This is a genomic window from Microbacterium sp. 3J1 (assembly GCF_001049495.1).
Lineage (GTDB): Bacteria > Actinomycetota > Actinomycetes > Actinomycetales > Microbacteriaceae > Microbacterium.
Genome location: NZ_CDWI01000009.1, coordinates 223,147 through 243,081 on the forward strand (window position 1 = coordinate 223,147; position 19,935 = coordinate 243,081).

Genomic DNA, 19,935 nt, shown 5'->3' on the forward strand with positions numbered 1-19,935 from the left:
CCCGACCGAGAGAGAACCGCCTTGTCGACACTCGCCGTCCTGAGTCTCAAGAACCGCGCACTGATCGCGTTGATCACGATCGTCGCCGCCGTGTTCGGCGGGCTCGCTCTGACGAACCTCAAGCAGGAGCTCATCCCGTCGCTCGAGCTGCCGAACCTCATGGTCATGACGACCTACCCCGGTGCCTCGCCCGAGGTCGTCGAGAACGACATCTCGACGCCGATCGAATCGGCGATCCAGGGCGTGCCAGGGCTCGAGGGCACCACGGCCACGAGCACGACCAACGCCTCGATCGTGCAGGCGACCTTCGCCTACGGCACCAACCTCGCGACCGCCGAGCAGAAGATCCAGCAGGCGATCAACCGCGTCTCCGGTCAGCTGCCCGAGGACGTCAGCCCGCAGGTGCTGACCGTGTCGATCGACGACTTCCCGGTGATCCAGGTCGCCGTCACCGGATTCGAAGACGCCGAGAACGCGCAGGCCGAGCTCCAGAGCGTCGCGATCCCCGACCTCGAGGACGTCGACGGCGTCAACGCCGCCGAGATCATCGGCGGCGTCGGTCAGCGGATCACGATCACCCCCGACCTGGCCGCGCTGGCGGCGATCGGCGAGAGCCCCCAGGCCATCAGCGACGCACTGCAGCAGAACGGCACGCTCTTCCCGGGTGGAGACATCACCGAGAACGGCCAGACGCTCACGGTGCAGACCGGCGCGAAGATCACCTCGGTCGAGGAGATCGCCGCCCTGCCCCTCGTCGGCACGGATCAGACGGTCGGCGACGTCGCCACGGTCGTGCAGGAGACCGATCCGATCTCGTCGATCTCCCGCGTCGACGGCGAGGACGCGCTCTCGATCTCCATCACCAAGCTCCCCGCAGCGAACACGGTCGAGGTCTCGCAGGGCGTGATCGCCGCCCTCGACGAGATCGGCGAGGCGTTCCCCGATGCCGAGTTCACGATCATCTTCGACCAGGCGCCGTTCATCGTTCAGTCGATCGAGACGCTCGCGACCGAGGGGCTCCTCGGCCTCGTCTTCGCGGTGATCGTCATCCTCGTGTTCCTGATGTCGATCCGCTCGACGCTCGTCACCGCCATCTCGATCCCGACGAGCGTGCTGATCACGTTCATCGGCCTGCAGGCGTTCGGCTACTCGCTGAACATCCTCACGCTCGGTGCGCTCACGATCGCGATCGGACGCGTGGTCGACGACTCCATCGTCGTCATCGAGAACATCAAGCGGCACTACGTCGGCGACGCCGACAAGGGCGACGCCATCCGTCTCGCCGTGCGCGAGGTGGCGATGGCGGTGACCTCGTCGACCATCACCACGGTCGCGGTGTTCCTGCCCATCGTGTTCGTCGGCGACATGGTGGGGGAGCTGTTCCGGCCCTTCGCCATGACCGTGACCATCGCGATGGTGGCCTCGCTGCTCGTGTCGCTCACGATCGTGCCGGTGCTCGCGTACTGGTTCCTGCGCCCCGGCAAGCCGCTGCTCGACGAGAACGGCGTGCAGATCGACCCCGAAGACCCCGCGGCTCCGCCCACGCCGCTGCAGCGCGCCTATCGTCCGATCCTCGGATGGACCCTCAAGCACTCCGGTGTGACGGTGATCCTCGCGGTCGTCGTGCTCGGTGCCACGCTCGCCGCCGCGCCGCTGATGAAGGTCAACTTCCTCAGCGACTCGGGGCAGAACACGATGACGGTGACGCAGGACCTCGGTCCGACCGCGAGCCTCGAGACCAAGTCGGAGGCCGCCATCGCGGTCGAGGACGCACTGCTCGACATCGACGGCATCACCCACGTGCAGGCCTCGATCGGATCCAGCGGATCGGCGCTGCGCGACGCCTTCTCGGGAGGGGCGGGCGTCACGTACTCGGTGCTCACCGACGACGCCGCCGACCAGGAGAAGCTGCGCGCCGACGTTCAGGACGCGATCGACGGGCTCGAGGACGTCGGAGAGGTGTCGGTCGCGGCATCGGCCGGCCTCGGGTCGAGCGACATCGAGATCACCGTCTCCGCGTCGAACGCCGACGACCTCGAGACGGCCACCGCCGCACTCGTGGACGAGCTCGACGGACGCGACGGCGTCGGCCAGGTCACCGACAACCTCGCGGCGGCCCTTCCGTACCTCGCCGTCGTGGTCGACCGTTCGGCGGCTGCCCAGCGTGGCCTGTCGGAGGTCGCCGTCGGCGGGATCGTCTCGAACACGATGCGTCCGCAGCAGCTCGGCACCGTCGAGATCGACGACACCGCGCTGACCGTCTATCTCTCCACGTCGGAGCCGCCCGCCACCGCCCAGGCGCTGCGCGAGCTGACGATCCCGACACCCGGCGGCGTCGTCCAGCTTCAGGACATCGCGACCGTCGAGGAGCGCAACGGCCCGACCTCGATCACCACCGAGCAGGGACGCCGCACCGCCACGATCACCGTGCCGCCGGCATCCGACAACCTCGCCGTCGCAACCCAGTCGGTCACCGAGGCGCTCGCCGCGGTCGACCTGCCGGACGGGGCGTCGGCCGAGGTCGGCGGCGTCGCGTCGCAGCAGGCCGACTCGTTCTCGCAGCTCGGTCTCGCGATGCTCGCGGCGATCCTGATCGTCTACGTCGTGATGGTGGCGACGTTCAAGTCGCTGCGTCAGCCGCTGCTCCTGCTCGTCTCGGTGCCGTTCGCGGCGACCGGCGCGATCCTGCTGCAGATCATCACGGGGGTGCCGCTCGGGGTCGCGTCGCTGATCGGCGTGCTGATGCTCATCGGCATCGTCGTGACCAACGCCATCGTGCTCATCGACCTCGTCAACCAGTACCGGGAGAAGGGGCTGTCGACGATCGATGCCGTGAAGGCGGGTGGCGAGAAGCGTCTGCGTCCGATCCTCATGACGGCGCTCGCGACGATCCTCGCGCTGACGCCGATGGCGCTGGGCATCACCGGGCACGGCGGGTTCATCTCGCAGCCGCTCGCGATCGTCGTGATCGGCGGACTCCTGTCGTCGACCGTCCTGACGCTGATCGTCCTCCCGACGCTGTACAACCTCGTCGAGGGCGCGAAGGAGCGGCGCCGCGCGCGCAAGGGTGACGGCGGTTCTGCGTCGGGCGGCGGGGCGGAGCCCTCGGACGGTCCGACGCCTTCGGGCGGCGTGCTCGTCGGCGGCGCGCCGGATGGCGGCGCGTCGGGGCTGCCGCATGCGTCGCAGTTGACCCGCAAGGAGCTGCGCGAGCGCGGCGAGTAGCCGACGCCCCGCGCACAATTCAGCAAGAATCTGCCCGATGCCCGCCCGGAACCGTTTTCCGGGCGGGCATCGGCGCATTCATGCTGAATTGTGAACGCCCCAGGTGCCGCAACTCCGGAGTTATGGAACCGGAGGGGAGGTCAGTCCAGCGTGATGCCCCACTGCAGGGTCCACGTCTCGCCAGGGGACAGCCGGCGGACACCGAGCCCGCTGTTGAACGCATCGGCGGGCGCCGTCATGGGCTCGATCGCGAGCGCGAGCGCCTGCCCGGGGTACTTGACCGTCGTGAAGACCTGCACGAAGTCGAATCCGGCACCCTGCCACAGGGTGAGACGCCTGCCGTCCGGAGCGGTCACCGACGTGCGGACCAGGCCATCGGGATCGCGCTCGAGGTCGGTGAATCCGGTGTCGAGCTTCGCGTCGCCGAGACGGATGCCGTCGCGAAGCGCCGCATCCGCGGGACGGGTGCCCGTGGGCAGCATCCGCTCGTCGGTCTCGAACGCGGTCTGCGCCGGGACGCGCAGCACGAGGTCGTGCGGATCCACGTCACCGATCGTGAGGAAGGGATGCGTGCCGACGGCGACGGGCGCGGCGGTCGCCGATCGGTTCGTGAGGGCGTGCGTGACGTCGATCCCGTCCGTCCGGAGCACATAGGTGACGCTCGTCTCGACCAGATACGGGTAGCCGGTCTGCGGGAAGATCGTCGCGCTCAGCGTCGTCGCCGACGCGGTCTCCTCGACCGTGTAGGCCGTGTACCGCAGCAGTCCGTGGCTGGCGTTGCCGAGCTTGGGCTCGCTGATCGCGAGCTGCCGCTCGGTGCCGTCGTCGTCCCACCGGCCGTCGCGGATCCGGTTCGGCCACGGCACCAGCACCACTCCCGAGCCTGAGGGCGTGGGTGCGTCCAGCGGGTAGGGGGCGATCAGATCGACGGATCCGATGCGGAGCGAGCGGAGCGAGGCGCCGACCTGCGCGATCTGCGCGCTGACGTCGCCCAGCTGGAGGTGCACCTGTGTGCCGGTGGGGGATGCTGAGTTCACTCCGCAATCGTATGGCGCGCCGGGTCGCCGCGGGGACCGGGGTTTCTCCCAGGTGCGACCGCTACACTTGTCGGGTCGGCTTCGGACACCCGCGCATGGCGCGGACGTTTTTGTGTAAGAAGTGTGAGTCCAGGGGCCGATGGTGAGCGTCGATCGACGTAAATCAACCATCACATGAATGGCCCCGGCCGCTGACAGTCCGGAACCCCGAGCCCGATCACGTTGGATCAGGCGCAGGGTGCTCGCGCGTGTGCGCAGCGCTGTTCTCGTGCGAGAACTCAGAAGGACACCTCCATGCCCAAGAACAAGAAGCCGCGCGGCGGACGCCCCGCCGCCAACTTCGAGCCGCGCTACGGCGCGAACAAGACCTCGTTCCACGACCGCCACGCGGGTGGACGCGACGCGGGTCGCGACTCGCGTGACGCACGAGACACACGCGGCGGCCGAGCGGATGCCGGTGAGCGGCGCGCCCCGTCGGCCGGATTCGACCGTCGTCCCGGCAGCCGCAGCGCCGGCCACCGCGGCTACCGTCCCGCTGAAGAGGGCGGTGCCCCCAAGCAGCGCTGGTCCGCGCAGGAGCGCGCGGGCCGCGATGAGGCCCGCGGCATCCGCAACCGCGCCGAGTCCGGTCGCCGCGAGGCGCCCCACCGTCGTGATGAGCGTCCTCGCTTCGAGGAGCGCACCGAGCGTCCGCGTTTCAGCAACGACCGTCCGACCGCAGGCCGGCGCTTCGACGACCGTCCCCGCCGCGACGACCGCGGCGCCGAGCGCACCGAGCGTCCGCGTTTCGATCGCGACAGCCAGCGCTCCACCGGACCCGGAACCTACCGCGACGACCGTGGCGGCCAGCGCTTCTCGCGCGATGACCGCCCGCAGCGCGATGACCGCCCGCAGCGCGATGACCGCGGCTACGGTGACCGTCCGAACCGTGGTGGCGACGCCGCGGGCCGTGGCGGCGCGAACCGTGGTGCCGACCGTCCCCGCTTCGATCGGAACGACCGTCCGCAGCGCGATGACCGCGGCTACGGCGACCGTGCGAACCGTGGCGGCGACCGCACCGAGGGCCGTGGGGGCGACCGCACCGAGCGTCCGCGCTTCACCGACCGTGGTGCCGACCGTCCCCGCTTCGATCGCAACGACCGTCCGCAGCGCGATGACCGCGGCTCCGCGGAGCGCCCCGAGCGCTCCTTCGACGCCGATCGCGCGCGTCGCGCCTTCGACCGCGACCGCACCCAGCGTTCGTTCGACGGCGGCGAGCGTTCGCGTCCGTCGACCGGTGGCGCGTACCGCACCGACCGTCCCCGTCGCGACGACCGCCCGCGCGATCAGCGTCCGAGCCGTGACGACTGGAACAAGAAGCCGAAGGCGGCGTTCGAGCCCACCGATGACGTCGTGCACGAGCGCCTCGAGGCGAAGTCCGTCGCGGCTGTCGAGGTCGACGGTGTGACCTTCGGCGACCTGGGTCTCGGATCCAACATCGTCGAGACGCTGGTCGGGATGGGCGCGGCGACGCCGTTTCCGATCCAGGCCGCCAGCATCCCGGCCGTGCTCGAGGGTCGTGACGTTCTCGCCCGTGGCCGCACCGGATCCGGCAAGACCATCGCGTTCGGTGCGCCGCTCGTCGAGCGCGTGCTGCAGTCGCAGGCTGGCAAGCGTCGGGAGTTCGGCCGGTCGCCGCGTGCGATCATCCTCGCTCCGACGCGCGAGCTCGCGCTGCAGATCGACCGCACCATCCAGCCGATCGCCCGCAGCGTCGGCCTCTTCACCACGCAGATCTACGGTGGCGTGCCGCAGGGCCGCCAGGTGGGTGCGCTGAAGAAGGGCGTCGACATCGTGATCGGCACGCCCGGACGCATCGAAGACCTCGTCAACCAGGGCAAGCTCGACCTCTCGGACTGCCGCATCGCGGTGCTCGATGAGGCCGACCACATGTGCGAGCTCGGATTCGTCGAGCCCGTGCAGCGCATCCTGCGACACACCGCCGACGGCAGCCAGAAGCTCCTCTTCTCGGCGACCCTCGACCGTGAGGTCGCGGCGCTCGTCGACGAGTTCCTCGTCGACCCGGCCGTGTACGAGGTCGCCGGTGAGGACCAGGACTCGAGCACGATCGAGCACCGTGTGCTCGTGATCGAGCACCGCGACAAGGCCGACATCCTCACCGCGCTCGTCGACCGCGACGGCAAGACCCTCGTCTTCGCCCGTACCCGTGCGTACGCCGACATGCTCGCCGAGCAGTTCGACGACGCCGGCATCCCCGCGGTCTCGCTGCACGGCGATCTCAATCAGGCCAAGCGCACGCGCAACCTCGAGCGCCTGACGTCGGGTCGCGTGAACGTGCTCGTCGCGACGGATGTCGCCGCGCGCGGCATCCACGTCGACGACATCGATCTGGTCGTCCAGGCCGATGCGCCCGACGAGTACAAGACGTACCTGCACCGGTCGGGTCGTACCGGTCGCGCCGGTCGCTCGGGACGAGTCGTGACGCTGATCACGCGTCAGCGTCAGCGCCGCATGACCGAGCTGCTCGAGCGCGCCGAGATCGAGGCGCCGTTCGAGAACGCTCGCGTGGACGACGACCTGATCGAGGAGATCGCGGGTCGCGTGCCGACCGCCGCCGACCTCACCTCCTGACGCGTCTGACACGAAGGCCCCGCCACGGCATCCGCCGGGCGGGGCCTTCGTCGTCTCCGGGGGCCGCGGGCAGCCGTCACGGCGTGAGCGGAGTTCTCCGTGTGGGGCGGCGCGCTGAGTGGGCTTGCCTCGTGGGGTGTGGGTCTCCCCGTGGGGCGGCGCGCTGAGTGGGCTTGCCTCGTGGGGCGTTGGTCTCCTCGTGGGGCGGAGTTCTCCGTGTGGGGCGGACGAATCGGAGTGAATTCTCCGCCCATGGGGGAGTTCTCCGCCCGAGACGGCGCTACCGGGAGGGCGGGGCATCTGTAGGGCGGCGCGCTGAGTGGGCTGGTCTCGTGGGGTGCGGGTCTCCCGTGGGGCGGAGTTCTCCGTGTGGGGCGGACGAATCGGAGTGAATTCTCCTCCCATGGGGGAGTTCTCCGCCCGAGACGGCGCGCCCGAGACCGCGCTACCGGGAGGGCGGGGCATCCTGTGGGGCGGCGCGCTGAGTGAGCTGGTCTCGTGGGGTGCGGGTCTCCCCGTGGGGCGGAGTTCTCCGTGTGGGGCGGACGAATCGGAGTGGATTCTGCTCCCATGGGGGAGTTCTCCGCCCGTGGCGGCGCGCCCGGGGGCAGACCCCGGGAGGGAGCCAGGCCTAATCAGGCAGGCCCCGGCGGGACGACAGCGGATGCCGCAGCATCCGCCGTCAGGAGAGCTCGTGCTCGTGGATCGGCGTCGTCAGGCTCGTGCCGTTGAGATCGAGGTACATCGTGCCCTCGGTGACGGTGATCGTCATGGTGTTGCGGCGTTCGATCAGCGGGGCCGCGGCGTCGATGAAGCCGGGGTCGAAGCTGAAGACGCGGATGTCCTCGGCGCGGTGGATCCGCTTGTCCGCCCACGGTGCCATCACCTTGGCGGGGTCGCGATGCGTGTAGACGACGGTGCGTTCGGACAGGCGGCTCCCGTAGTGCAGCCGCTCGGCATCCGGAGCGCCGACCTCGACCCACGCGGTGATCGCGCCGGTCAGGTCTCGGACCAGCACGGCGGGCTCGTCTGTCTGCGAGATCCCTCCGCCGAATGCGATGCCCTCGCCGAACTCGAGGCCGTAGGCCAGTACGCGCGTGAGCATGTAGGCGTCGGTCTCGGACGGATGCCGGGCAGCACGGAGCGAGAAGTCTTCGTAGACGCCCCGATCGGTGTCCGCGAGCTGGACGTCGAACGTGTGCATGGTGGAACCGATCGCCATGCCTTCGAGCCTAGGCTCTCGGGGGAGCGCCGCCCGACGCGGTCGCGCCTCAGAACAGCATGGGCTGCGTCGAAGCAGATGCGGATGACGTCACAGGCCGCACGGGACCGCCGCCCACCCCCGACGGTCGCGCGGGGCGGGTCGACGAGGTTCCCGACCAGGTGCCTCGCACCGGGTAGTCGTCCTCATGTTGTCCGTCGAGGCCGTGGAGGCGGATGAGCGGGCGGGCGCGCTTGGCCAGCCATTGCCGGTAGCCCTTCGGCGCCTCCGCCGAGACTCCCGGATACAGGCCGCGATAGGACGAGACCAGGTCGGGTCGGAACTCGCCGAGCCACTGCATGAACCACGGCTTGACGCCCGCGCGCAGGTGCAGTGCTCCGTAGATGACGCGCGCGGCCCCCGCCTCCTTGATGCGCCGCAACGCGGTATCGATCGCCTCCACCGAATCGGTCATGTGCGGCATGATCGGCATCAGGAAGACGGTGACGCGGAAGCCGGCATCCGTCAGCGCTCGCACCGTGTCGAGCCGCGCCTGGGTCGAGGGCGTGCCGGGCTCGATCGCCTTCTGCAGCTCGTCGTCGTACATCGCGATAGACATCTGGACGTCGACGGGTACCCGCTGGGCCGCCTTCACCAGCAGCGGGATGTCGCGACGGATCAGCGTGCCCTTGGTGAGGATGGAGATCGGCGTCCCCGAAGCCGCGAGCGTCTCGATGATCCCCGGCATCAGCTTGTAGCGGCCTTCGGCGCGCTGGTACGGATCGGTGTTCGTGCCGAGCGCGACCGTCTCGTGCTCCCAGCTGCCGCGTCGCAGCTCCCGCTGCAGCACCTCGACCACGTTCACCTTCACGACGATCTGGGAGTCGAAATCGGAGCCGCCGTCGAGGTCGAGGTACTCGTGCGTGCCGCGGGCGAAACAATAGACGCACGCGTGACTGCACCCGCGATACGGATTGATCGTCCAGGCGAACGGCATCCGTGACGCGCCGGGGACGTGATTGAGCGCCGACTTCGACAGGACCTCGTGGAAGGTCATCCCCGCGAACTCCGGCGTCGTGACCGTGCGCAGCACCCCGGCCCGGTTCTCGAGTCCGGGCAGCGCAGCGTCGTCGACGTCACCGAGCTTCTGACCTTGCCACCGCATACGGACATTCGAACATAAGAACGAATGCACGTCAAGACGAACCGCATCTGTGTTCGAATCGACTTAAGAGACAATGGAGGCATGTCCTCCGTGCCGCAGCCTCAGCATGCGGCGCCACGCTCCCCGATCCGCGGACCGGCTCTGCCGATCGGCCTCGCGGCGACCGCCGTCGGCATCCTCCTGTCGATCGCGAGCGCGCCCGTCGCGACGTCGGCGGAACGTGCGGAGATGCCCGAGCCGGTCGTCGTGCGGGAGGTCCCGTCAGTGCAGGTCGGCGCCACCACGGCGGCCGATCCGTGCTCGGAGCCCCGCGTGCTCGAGGCGATCTCGGTCGCCGACGACGCGGCGATCATCGCGGGTTTCGGGGGCGGCGAGAGCTTCCGTGCGGCCGTCGTCGCCGGCAATGCGCCCTGCATCTCGCTCGGCGACCCGGCTCACGTCTGGGTGGTCGTGAACAAGGCCAGGCCGCTCGATCCGCTCACCTTCGCGCCCACGTCGCTCGCCGAGCTCCCGCTGCAGATGACGACGCGATCAGGGCAGGCGAGGGGCGACGCTGCGGCCGCGGTGGGCGAGCTCGCGGCAGCGGCCGCTGCGGAGGGCGCCGGGCGGATCGGCGCCAACAACGGCTATCGGTCGTACGACCTGCAGGTCGCGACGCACGCCTCGCACGTGCGCGAGAACGGCCAGGCCGAAGCGGATGCGGCGTCGGCACGCGCCGGGCACAGCGAGCATCAGACCGGGCTCGCGGTCGATCTCGTCGCGTGCGATGCGTCGTGCGGCGGCATCGAGACCTTCGGCGAGAGCGTGCAGGCCGCGTGGGTCGCCGAGAACGCGTGGGAGTACGGCTTCATCGTCCGCTACGAGCAGGTGGGCGCCGGCGTCACCGGCTACATGCCGGAACCCTGGCATCTTCGCTACCTCGGGCACGAGCTCGCGGCGGCCTACCACCACGGCGGCTACCACACGCTCGAGGAGTTCTTTGGGCTCCCCGCGGCACCCGACTACGCCCACTGATCCCGCGGAAAGCGGCCGGCTGGCGGCATCCGACAATCGCGGTACCCGGTGTCACCGGATGTGGGACGCATTCTCACAACGCGTTGTTCCGGTGTCGGAGGTCCGGCATACAATCGCCGGAGCAACGACGCACGACACGTTCGGGAGGACGCCATGGAACGCGACATCTACGAAGAGGATCACGAGGCCTTCCGCGACCTCGTCAAGGACTTCGTCAAGCGCCACGTCACGCACGAGGCCATCGAGAGGTGGGATGCCGCGGGCGAGGTCGACCGCGGCACGATGCTCGCCGCGGGTGAGGCCGGGATCATCGGGCTCTCCGTCCCCGAGGAGTTCGGCGGCGCCGGCATGCTGCAGGATTACCGCTTCCGCGCCGTCGTGAACGAGGAGGTCATCGCCGCCGGAGCAGGGTCCCTGGCCGGGGCCTTCGGCATCCAGGACGACCTGGCCGTGCCCTACCTCGTGCACATGGGCACGCAGGAGCAGAAGGAGAAGTGGCTGCCCCGCATGGCGACGGGTGAGGTGATCGGCGCGCTCGCGATGACCGAGCCCGGCGCCGGTTCCGACCTCCGCGGCATCAAGACCACCGCGAAGAAGACCGACGGCGGGTACATCGTCAACGGTGCGAAGACGTTCATCTCCTCGGGGGCGACCGCCGACCTCGTCGTCACGTTTGTGAAGACCGGTGAGGGGAACCGCCCCGATGCGTTCAGCCTGGTGCTGATCGAGAACGGCATGGAGGGTTTCGACCACGGCAAGAAGCTGCACAAGATGGGCTTCCAGGGGCACGACACCGCCGAGCTGTCGTTCAGCGACGTCTTCGTGCCGGAGGAGAACCTCATCGGGGGCAAAGAGGGCATGGGCTTCATCCAGCTCATGATGAACCTGCCGCTCGAGCGCCTGTCGATCGGCGTCGCCGGAGCGGCGGCAGCCCAGGCCGCCCTCGACTGGACCGTCGCCTACACGAAGGACCGCGAGGCCTTCGGCGAGCGGATCATCGACTTCCAGAACACGCGTTTCAAGATCGCCGACATGGCCACCACCGTCGACGCGCTCTGGGCGTACATCGACCGCGCGCTGCTCGCCTACAAGGAGGGCAAGCTCTCGGCCGAAGAGGCTGCGAAGGTCAAGTTCTGGGCGACGGAGCGCGAGTGGGAGGTGCTCGACACCGGCGTCCAGCTGCACGGCGGATACGGGTACATCACCGAGTACCCGATCGCCCGTGCGTTCCTCGACGCTCGCGTGCACCGCATCTACGGCGGCACGAACGAGATCATGCGCGAGATCGTCGGTCGCCAGATCGCCGGCAAGCGCTGACGCCAGACAGACACAGACAGAAGGGCCTCGGATGCCGGCATCCGGGGCCCTTCTCGCGCCCTTGGGGGTGGGAGTCCTGAACCCGGGCCCGTCGTTGCCCCCGCGGCCCCCGCCCCTGCCGCTGCCCCTGCCCCCTGGGCACAACTTCGGAGATCGGGCGCGACGCGCCGTGAGCGGATGCCGGAACCCGGCGCGCCGGACACCGGTATCCGAAATTGTGCGCGGAGGCCGGGTCCCAGGCGGAGCCCGCCCTGGCCCGTCGTCGCTCACCCGGGTCCGTCCTCGCCCCCGCCCCCTGGGCACAACTTCGGAGATCGGACGCGACGCGCCGTGAGCGGATGCCGGAACACGGCGCGCCGGACACCGGCATCCGAAGCTGTGCGCGGAGGCCGGGCACCAGACGGGAGCCCGAGGCCGAGCCCGAGCCCGAGCCCGAGCCCGAGCGCTCAGCGCGGCAGACGCGCTCCGACCCCGGCACGACGCAGCCGGTCGGCGATGAGGATGCCGAGGGCGGTACCGCCCGCGCAGCTCGCGAGCGTCACGGCGAAGAAGACGACCTGCAGGCCCACATCGAAGCTGCCGAGGTCGAACGACGCCCACGCCAGCACGGGGTAGACGATGCCGACGACGAGGGCGCCGACGTAGTGCAGCCAGGTGCCCCAGTAGCGCCACAGCACGAACAGGAAGGGCAGCTCGGTGAACGCCGCCCACCACAGATTGGTGGCGACGCTGCTGAAGCCGTAGCCCGAGAACGGGACGATGACGAGTCCGGCGAGGAGTCCGACCAAGAGCCCGACGAGCGGCCGGCGCAGCAGACGCAGCGCGATCACGGAGGGCAGCAGCCAGAGTCCTGCGAGGGCGACGCTCACGAACGGGAGACCGGGGAACAGGATGGTCGAGATCCAGTTGGCGGGTGCGAGGAGCGCTCCGCCCGCGACACCGAGGGCGGCGCAGGTCAGGAGGATCGCGGTCGGGAACCGGAACCGGCTGCGCGTCCCGGTGGTCATGCGAGCGGCTCCGCAGCAGTCTCGCGCGCAGACTTGGAGGCGGGCGACGCGGCGCCGATCTTCCAGTACCCGCAGAAGCTGACGGCATCCTTCGACACTCCGCGCTCGCTGACGAGGAGCTTTCGAACACCGGACGCCAGGGACTGCTCGCCGGCCGCGTAGGCGTGGAACGGCTCGTCGGGGAGCGGCAGGTCCCGCAGGACCGGGAGTGCGCGAGAGCCGGGCGGGAACTCGTGCGGCCGGACGGTCCAGACGACGTCGACTCCGGGTGGATGCGGGAACTCGAGGGCGTCCTCGTCCGACGGCGCCTCGATGATGGCCGTGCCGGTCGCGGTCTCCGGAAGAGACGCGCAGATGGAGGCGATCGCCGGCAGCGCCGTCTCATCGCCGACGAGCACGACCCGGTCGACGCCGCGCTGCGGGTTGAATGCGAGTCCCTCGTCGATGATCAGCACGTTCTCTCCGGGCCGGCACGTCTCCGCCCATCGGGAGGCGGGCCCGGCGGTGCCGTCGGACGCCGAGCCGTGCAGCACGAAGTCCACGTCGATCTCGGCGCCGGCATCCGCGGTCGCCGGGCGGTGGGCGCGCACCGTGTAGTTGCGCATGACAGGGCGCTCGCCGTCGGGGATGCGCAGGAACTTCAGATAGCCGAACATGCGGTTGGCCTTGGCGGGCACGCGGTCGAGACCGGCATCGCCTCCGATGGGCAGGAAGAGGCGGAACCACTGGTCGAACCCCATCGGGCGGAACTTCTCGATCTCGCCGCCCCCGAGCGTGACCCTCATCCAGTGCTCGGAGAGTCGTTCGGTGCGCACCACGCTGAGATGGATGAGCTCGGACGACTCGGGCTTGACCAGTTTGCTGTATGCCATGAGGGCGCCTTTCAGGGCAGCTGCCAAGGGAAGAAGAACGCGAAGATCGAGGCGGATGCTGCGAGGCAGCAGACGATGAAGACGGTGTCCCGCACGCGGAACGGCACGAGGTGGCGTTCGGTGCGTGTCGGGTGGGCGCCGAAGGCGCGGGAGTCCATGGCGAGAGCCACGCGCTCGGCGTGACGGATCGCCCCGGCGAGGAGCGGCACGATGTACCCCCATCCTCGGGCGATCCGCGCGAACGGCCCGCTGCCGCCGTGGTGGCCGCGCACGCGATGAGCGGCTCGGATCACCGCGAGCTCATGCCCGAACCGCGGCACGAATCGGAACGCGGCGAGGGCGGTGTATCCGATGCGGTACGGCACCCGCAGCTGCTGCACGGTCGAGCGGACGAGGTCGGGGCCGGTGGTCGTGAGTCCGCCGATGAGAGCCAGGGCGACGATCGCACCGAGACGGAGCGCCGTGGCGAACCCGATCGCGAGGGCCCCCTCACGCAGAGTCCATTCGCCGATCTGCAGCGTCGCCGGGGTGTCGCCGACGAGCGCCGGATCGACCCAGAGGGAGAAGCCGATGCCGATCGCCAGGATGCCGATGGGCATCGCGCCGAAGAGCAGGGCGACGGTGCGCACGGTCAGACGCGCACCGATCACGATCGTGAGGAGGGCGAGCACGAGGAACGCGGCCGGGGTGGCGAGGTCGCGGACGAAGATCAGGACGAGCATCGCGGGGGCCACCGCAGCGACCTTGGCGAGGGGATTGAGGGCGTAGAGGAACTGCCGCGGCGAGGTCGCGACGACTGCGGCGTAGGGGTCGAAGGTCGATGCGCTCACGCGACACTCCTGCCTGCCGCGGCCAGTACTCGCTGCAGTGCCGGAAGACGCAGCCCCGCCTGCGTGAACGTCGTCTCGTCGCGGAAGAGCTCGTTCGTCGGCCGGGCGGCGTGCACGCGCCCGTCGGCGAGGATCACCGTGTGCGACGCGTGCTCGGCGACGAGCTGGAGGTCATGGGTGACGATGAGGATGGTCGTCCCCTCGCCGCGCAGGTCGTGCAGGAGTGCGAGGAGCTCGGAGGCCCTGGCGCGGTCCTGGCCGAACGTCGGCTCGTCGAGGGCCAGCACGGTCGGCCGCGTGATCAGCGCCGTGCCCACGGAGAGTCGTCGCTTCTCGCCGCCGGAGAGGAGGAACGGGTGCACGTCGGCCTTGGCCTCGAGCCCGAACCGGTCGAGCATCGCGCCCACGCGCTCCGAGATCGCGGCATCCGGTGTGCGGCGCAGCCGGAGTCCGTGCGCCAGCTCGTCGAACACCGTGTGGGCGATGAACTGGTGCTCGGGGTTCTGGAACACGAAGCCGATGCGGTTCGAGAGCTCGCGCGGCGACGCGGAACCCGGATCGATGCCGTCGACGGTGACCTGATGCCTCGGTGGAGCAACGACACCGGCGAGCGACTGCAGCAGCGTCGTCTTGCCCGCGCCGTTCGCTCCGACGATCGCGGTCAGCGTGCCGGCCTCGACGTCGAGGTCGATGCCGTGCAGGATCTCGGTGCGTTGACGGCGGACGGTGAGGCCCCGGGCGCGGATGAGGGGGGCGGGGCGTCTCGTCTCGGTGCTCCGCGGCTCGCTCGACGACCGGGAGGGAGCGGTGCTCCGCTCCTCGCTCGACGGAGCGCCCCTCTCGGTCGTCGAGCGAGCGGAGTGAGACGGCACGGGCTGAGGCGTCTCGGGAAGCGCGAGCGCCGCAGCGAGCTCGCCGGGCGTCAGCGGCAGCTCGTCGAAGACGGCGCCGGCGGCCCGCATCCGCAGTGCCGCGAGCGTCGCCGCGGGGAGCCAGACCCCCATCGCGACGAGCTCGTCGGCGTGGGTGCGGATGATCTCGGCGGCCGGACCGTCGAAGGCGACGCGTCCGGCGCGGTCGAGGACGATCGTGCGGGTCACGAAGCCCATCGCGGCGTCGAGGTTGTGCTCGACCAGGAGGATCGCCCGGTCACCCGTGGCGATCACGTCGGTCAGAGCGGCGTAGACGTCGTCGATCCCCTGCGGGTCGAGGTTCGCCGTCGGCTCGTCGAGCACGATCAGCGGCGACCCCATCGCGAGCGCGCAGGCGATCGCGAGGCGCTGCCGGCCGCCGCCGGACAGGCGATCGGGGTTCTCGTCGCGCCGTGCCCAGAGACCGACGCGACGCAGCGCGTCCTCGATGCGCGCGCGGACGTCGTCGAGCGGCAGTCGGAGGTTCTCGGGACCGAAGGCGACCTCGTCGTACACCGTGCCCGTGACGATCTGGGCGTCCGGATCCTGGAACACCATCGCGACGTGGGTGCTCAGGGTGGCCGTGAGCTCGTTCGCCGTGTCGAGGCCGCCGGCCTCGACGGCTCCCGTCATGGTCACGGGCACCGCATGCGGGATCAGACCGTTGAGCGCGAGGGTGAGGGTGGACTTGCCCGACCCGGACGGGCCGAGGAGCAGCACGATCTCGCCGGGGTGGATGTCGAAGGTGACATCGGCGGGCGAAGGGTGCGCCGCATCGGCGTGGGTGATCGAGAGGTCACGCACGCGCAGAAGGGGGGCGGATGGGCGCACGGCGAGCCTCGGTTCGGCGGGTGATACCCGTCTAACTTAGCTGAGCCTTACCTGAACCGCCACGGAGCGATGCCGGACGGCTCAACGACGGGCGACGCCGGCGCGACTCAGGGAGGTGCCGATCGCGAGACCGACGGCCGTCCACGCGACGGGGCCGAGCACCGAGATCGCGAGGTAGGCGATCTGCACCCAGAGGGGGAACGCACCGAGGTCGACCGCGAAGAAGACCACGACGGCCACGAGCACGCCGATCACGCCGGCCGACACGAAGAAGCGCCATGCTCCCCACGCGCGATAGCGAGTCACTGCGGCGATGCCCTCCTGGATCGCGCCGAAGAGCAGGGCGGTCCCGATGAATCGCACCGACCATGCCGGGTTGAACGCGCTCGAGATGAGGGCTGCGATGAGGTGGGTCACCAGCGCGACGAGGGGGCGACGGAGCACCTCCTGCGCGATGATCCCCGGCAGCACGTGCGAGCCCAGCACGAGCCCGTAGAGGTAGGGAGTGAGCACGATGACGCCCGGTGTGATGAGCCCCGCGATGCCCCCGAGGATGCCCGTGGCGACGCCGATCGCCGCGCAGACCAGCAGAACGCGGGTCGTCAGGACGGGGGAGGATGCCACCGTTCCAGCCTACTGTCGACCAATGGCGAGGCGGCTGGCCGTTCGTCCAGGAATAATCCCCGACTCTGGTGTGGGGACGGAAGCCCGGCGTAGCTTGAGCGGCGGTGCGGCACCCAGCCGCACCGTGATCATCGGGAGAAGCACATGGGTCGAACACCCCTCCGGATGGCAGCTGCCACCACCCTGGCCACGCTGTTCATCGCATCGACGGCAACCGCAGGCTACGCAGGCGTCGAGGAGGTGACCACCGCTCCCACGCCTGTCGAGGGCACGCCGGGACATTACATCGTCGTGATGAAGTCCGACCCGCTCGCGAGCTACACCGGCGACGTGAACGGCCTGAAGGCGACGAAGCCGGCCGAGGGCGAGCAGCTCGAGACGCAGTCGGATGACTCGCAGCGCTACGTCCAGCATCTCGAGACCGAGCAGAAGAGCCTCGCGCAGGAGGTCGGCGTCACCCCGGACACCACCTATCAGGTCGTGCTCAACGGCTTCAGCGCCCAGCTCTCGGGCGAGCAGGTCGACAAGCTGCGCGCCTCGAAGGACGTCTACGGCGTGTACCCCGACTTCGTCCGTCACCCGGACGCGCAGACCTCGACGGACTTCCTCGGTCTGGGCGACGATCGCAAGGGACGCGGTGGCGTCTGGCAGCAGACCGGTGGCGTCGACAAGGCCGGCGAGGGCGTCGTGGTCGGCGTGATCGACACGGGCATCGCTCCCGAGCATCCCTCGTTCGCGGGCAAGAAGCTGAAGAAGCAGAAGAAGGACAACAACCGCCACAAGGGCTCGCAGCCGTACACGGATGGCTCGTTCGTCTACTTCGACAAGTCGGACGGCGGACGGTTCCAGGCCGCGATGGTCGAAGGTCAGGAGTGGGACCGGAGCGACTACTCGAGCAAGCTCATCGGCGCCCAGTACTTCTACTCCGGCGCGGAGGCTGCGGAGTTCGACTTCCAGTACGACTACCTCTCGCCGCGCGACGGCGACGGACACGGTTCGCACACCGCCAGCACCGCGGCCGGCAACTTCGGCGTCGAGGCCGGGATCGAGGACGTCGACTTCGGGAGGATCTCGGGAGTGGCCCCCGCCGCGAAGATCTCCGCCTACAAGGCTTGCTACGTCGGACCCGACGTCACCGTCACCACCGACGACATCTGCGCCGGCAGCGACCTCATCGCCGCGATCGACCAGGCCGTCGCCGACGGCGTCGACGTGATCAACTACTCCATCGGCGGCGGTGCGGCGACGACCGTGCTGGCTCCGGAGGACATCGCGTTCTTCAACGCGGCCGCGGCCGGCGTCTTCGTCGCCACGAGCGCGGGCAACGACGGACCGGATCCGGTGACCGCCGACCACGCGTCGCCCTGGTACACCACGGTCGCGGCATCCACCGTCCCGACCTGGGAGGGCACCGTGCAGTTCGACGGGTTCGCGCAGGCCGGCGCCTCGGTGAGCGTGCCGTTCGGCGAATCCGTGACGGGGCCGTCGGTCTACGCCGGAGACGCCGCCGCTGCAGGTCAGCTGGCCGCCGATGCGGCGCTGTGCCTTCCCGGCAGCCTGGACCCGGCGAAGGTCGCGGGTCACATCGTGGTCTGCGATCGCGGCGGCAACGCCCGCGCAGAGAAGTCGCAGGTCGTGAAGGATGCCGGTGGCATCGGCGTCGTGCTCGTCAACGTCCCCGGCGGCGCCGACTCGCTCGACAACGACTTCCACGCCGTGCCCACCGTGCACCTCTCATCGGTGCACCGTGCGGCCGTGCTGGCCTACGTGCAGGGCGGCGTCGACCGCCCGATCACCCTCGTCGGCGAGAACACCACGGGCGTCACGACCCCTGTGCCGCAGATCGCGGGCTTCTCGAGCCGCGGGCCCATGCTCGCCGACGGCAGCGACATCATGAAGCCGGACATCGCGGCCCCCGGCGTGGCGATCCTCGCCGCGACGCACAACGCCCCGGGAGAGGCGCCGACCTTCGGCATCCTGTCGGGAACCTCGATGGCATCGCCGCACATCGCCGGTCTCGCGGCGCTGTACCTCGGCGAGCGTCCGAACGCGAAGCCGGCCGAGATCAAGTCGGCCATGATGACGACGGCATACGACACCGTGAACGCGGACGGCACGAAGAACACCGACCCGTTCCAGCAGGGCGCAGGCCAGGTGGACGCGAGGCGGTACTTCAGCCCCGGGCTGCTGTACCTCAACGACGTGGCGGACTGGACGGCGTATCTCGAGGGCAAGGGCCTCGCCGACTTCCCGGGCGACCCGATCGACGGCAGCGATCTCAACGTCGCCTCGTTCTCGATCGGTTCGCTCGCGAGCGCGCAGACCGTGACCCGCACGGTGACCGCGACGGAGAAGGGCACGTTCACGGCATCCGTCGATCTGCCCGGAGTGGCCGTCACGGTGCAGCCGTCGACGCTGAAGTTCGACAGGCCAGGACAGACCGCGACGTACACGGTCACGTTCGACAACCAGAGCGCGCCGGTGGAGCAGTGGGCGACCGGATCGCTCACATGGACGAGCAAGACCAACACGGTGCGGTCCCCGATCGCGGTGTTCCCGGTCACGGCGGATGCTCCGGCCGAGGCCTCGGGCACCGGCGTCGACGGCTCGACCGTCGTGGAGATCACGCCCGGTGTCGACGGAGACCTCGCCCTCGGGCTGTCGGGTCTCACGCCGTTCACGCTGCTCGATGACCCCGACGGCCGTGTCGTCGGACACTCGGGCGACGAGGCGTCGGGCGACGAGAACAAGGACGTCGCGTGGATCGTGGAGGTGCCCGAGGGCACGACCCTCTCGCGCTTCGACCTCGACTCGTCGGATGACGCGGGCAGCGATCTCGACCTCACGGTCTACCGGATCGTCAGCCCCGACGACCAGCGCTACTACGAGAGCTGGCAGTCGGCGTCGGGCTCGGCGGATGAGCAGGTGACGATCGCGGCACCGACGGCGGGTACATACCTCGTGGTCGCGAACGTGTACGCCACCTCGGCGCCGATGACGTGGGACATGACCTACGCCAACGTCCAGCCGGAGGGGGAGGGCGCGTTCACCGCGACGCCGAACCCGATCGCCGCCGTGCGCGGGGAGAAGACGAGCTACGAGCTCAGCTGGACGGGCCTCGAGGCCGGCACCCGCTACCTCGGCGTCGTGCAGTACGGCGACTCCGCGGTGCGCACGGTGGTCACGGTCGACGCCCCGTAGCCGAGCATCGGAACGAGACGCGGTGGGGCGCAGAGATCGCCTCACCGCGTCTCGTCTGTCGAGGCGTCA

Annotated in this window: 13 protein-coding genes; 5 read left to right on the forward strand and 8 right to left on the reverse strand. The window is 69.8% G+C overall.

Features of this window, described 5'->3' with window-relative positions; all coding sequences use genetic code 11:
* Nucleotides 1-21 precede the first annotated feature (21 nt).
* Entirely contained in the window at nucleotides 22-3,225 is a 3,204-nt protein-coding gene (locus tag BN2660_RS07645; protein ID WP_091229551.1) for an efflux RND transporter permease subunit, read from the forward strand.
* A gap of 140 nt (nucleotides 3,226-3,365) precedes the next feature.
* On the opposite strand, the gene BN2660_RS07650 is transcribed toward BN2660_RS07645, so the two are convergent.
* On the reverse strand, nucleotides 3,366-4,262 hold the full coding sequence (locus BN2660_RS07650) for an aldose 1-epimerase family protein (protein WP_255305074.1): 897 nt from the start codon (nucleotides 4,260-4,262) through the stop codon (nucleotides 3,366-3,368).
* 294 nt (nucleotides 4,263-4,556) lie between these two features.
* Between BN2660_RS07650 and BN2660_RS07655 the strand changes: the two genes are divergently transcribed.
* Nucleotides 4,557-6,893 (forward strand): DEAD/DEAH box helicase, encoded by a 2,337-nt coding sequence (locus tag BN2660_RS07655; RefSeq protein WP_091229558.1) that lies wholly within the window; start codon nucleotides 4,557-4,559, stop codon nucleotides 6,891-6,893.
* 682 nt (nucleotides 6,894-7,575) lie between these two features.
* Here the strand turns inward: BN2660_RS07655 and BN2660_RS07660 are convergent.
* Together BN2660_RS07660 and BN2660_RS07665 are read right to left on the reverse strand one after the other, a co-directional pair.
* Nucleotides 7,576-8,115, reverse strand: a complete 540-nt coding sequence (locus tag BN2660_RS07660) for a YaeQ family protein (protein WP_091229561.1) — start codon at nucleotides 8,113-8,115, stop codon at nucleotides 7,576-7,578.
* A gap of 49 nt (nucleotides 8,116-8,164) precedes the next feature.
* Nucleotides 8,165-9,259: an Rv2578c family radical SAM protein gene (locus BN2660_RS07665; RefSeq protein WP_091229564.1), complete on the reverse strand. Its 1,095-nt coding sequence runs from the start codon at nucleotides 9,257-9,259 to the stop codon at nucleotides 8,165-8,167.
* A gap of 81 nt (nucleotides 9,260-9,340) precedes the next feature.
* Between BN2660_RS07665 and BN2660_RS07670 the strand changes: the two genes are divergently transcribed.
* Together BN2660_RS07670 and BN2660_RS07675 are read left to right on the forward strand one after the other, a co-directional pair.
* On the forward strand, nucleotides 9,341-10,273 hold the full coding sequence (locus tag BN2660_RS07670; RefSeq protein WP_091229567.1) for a M15 family metallopeptidase: 933 nt from the start codon (nucleotides 9,341-9,343) through the stop codon (nucleotides 10,271-10,273).
* Between the two features lie 153 nt (nucleotides 10,274-10,426).
* The gene (locus BN2660_RS07675; protein WP_091229570.1) at nucleotides 10,427-11,590 is read left to right on the forward strand and encodes an acyl-CoA dehydrogenase family protein; all 1,164 of its coding nucleotides are present in this window, start codon (nucleotides 10,427-10,429) and stop codon (nucleotides 11,588-11,590) included.
* A gap of 446 nt (nucleotides 11,591-12,036) precedes the next feature.
* On the opposite strand, the gene BN2660_RS07680 is transcribed toward BN2660_RS07675, so the two are convergent.
* From BN2660_RS07680 to BN2660_RS07700, 5 genes are all read right to left on the reverse strand, one after another.
* Complete coding sequence (locus BN2660_RS07680; protein ID WP_091229573.1) at nucleotides 12,037-12,597, reverse strand: ECF transporter S component; 561 nt, start codon at nucleotides 12,595-12,597, stop codon at nucleotides 12,037-12,039.
* The gene (locus BN2660_RS07685; RefSeq protein ID WP_091229575.1) at nucleotides 12,594-13,469 is read right to left on the reverse strand and encodes a siderophore-interacting protein; all 876 of its coding nucleotides are present in this window, start codon (nucleotides 13,467-13,469) and stop codon (nucleotides 12,594-12,596) included. The genes BN2660_RS07680 and BN2660_RS07685 overlap by 4 nt, the downstream gene beginning before the upstream one ends.
* A gap of 11 nt (nucleotides 13,470-13,480) precedes the next feature.
* A complete protein-coding gene (locus BN2660_RS07690; protein WP_091229578.1) occupies nucleotides 13,481-14,299 on the reverse strand; it encodes an energy-coupling factor transporter transmembrane component T in 819 nt (272 codons plus the stop codon).
* Nucleotides 14,296-16,041 carry an ABC transporter ATP-binding protein gene (locus tag BN2660_RS07695; protein WP_091229581.1) on the reverse strand — a complete coding sequence of 582 codons (1,746 nt, stop codon included), beginning with the start codon at nucleotides 16,039-16,041 and terminating at the stop codon, nucleotides 14,296-14,298. The genes BN2660_RS07690 and BN2660_RS07695 overlap by 4 nt, the downstream gene beginning before the upstream one ends.
* A gap of 81 nt (nucleotides 16,042-16,122) precedes the next feature.
* Nucleotides 16,123-16,665 carry an ECF transporter S component gene (locus BN2660_RS07700; protein WP_091229584.1) on the reverse strand — a complete coding sequence of 181 codons (543 nt, stop codon included), beginning with the start codon at nucleotides 16,663-16,665 and terminating at the stop codon, nucleotides 16,123-16,125.
* Between the two features lie 165 nt (nucleotides 16,666-16,830).
* Between BN2660_RS07700 and BN2660_RS07705 the strand changes: the two genes are divergently transcribed.
* Nucleotides 16,831-19,866 (forward strand): S8 family peptidase, encoded by a 3,036-nt coding sequence (locus BN2660_RS07705; protein ID WP_176697131.1) that lies wholly within the window; start codon nucleotides 16,831-16,833, stop codon nucleotides 19,864-19,866.
* Nucleotides 19,867-19,935 lie beyond the last annotated feature (69 nt).